Source organism: Streptomyces zaomyceticus, assembly GCF_014656215.1.
Lineage (GTDB): Bacteria > Actinomycetota > Actinomycetes > Streptomycetales > Streptomycetaceae > Streptomyces > Streptomyces zaomyceticus.
In genome coordinates, this window is sequence record NZ_BNBZ01000079.1 from 1 (window position 1) to 541 (window position 541).

Consider the following 541-nt stretch of genomic DNA (forward strand, 5'->3'; position numbering starts at 1 on the left):
GGCTGAAGCGCCGGATCGTCGACGGTGAGAAGAACGGCCTGGAGGCGGACCTCGACGAGGCCCTGACGGTCCGGCCCGCGCTGGAGATCGTCAACGAGATCCTGCTCGACGGGATGAAGACCGTCGGTGAGCTCTTCGGCTCGGGGCAGATGCAGCTGCCGTTCGTGCTCCAGTCCGCCGAGGTCATGAAGACGGCGGTCGCGTACCTGGAACCGCACATGGAGAAGACGGACGCCGACGGGAAGGGCACGATCGTCCTCGCCACTGTCCGCGGCGACGTCCACGACATCGGCAAGAACCTCGTCGACATCATCCTCTCCAACAACGGCTACAACGTCGTCAACATCGGCATCAAGCAGCCGGTCTCCGCGATCCTGGAAGCCGCCGAGGAGCACCGGGCCGACGTCATCGGCATGTCGGGTCTCCTGGTGAAGTCCACCGTGATCATGAAGGAGAACCTGGAGGAGCTGAACCAGCGCGAGCTGGCCGCCAAGTACCCCGTGATCCTCGGCGGAGCGGCCCTGACCAGGGCGTACGTCGA

General features: G+C 65.2%; 1 protein-coding gene. It reads left to right on the top strand.

The features are described from left to right. Positions 1-541 (top strand): B12-binding domain-containing protein (locus IE311_RS36510; RefSeq protein WP_189836208.1); only part of this gene is annotated, 541 nt, incomplete at both ends.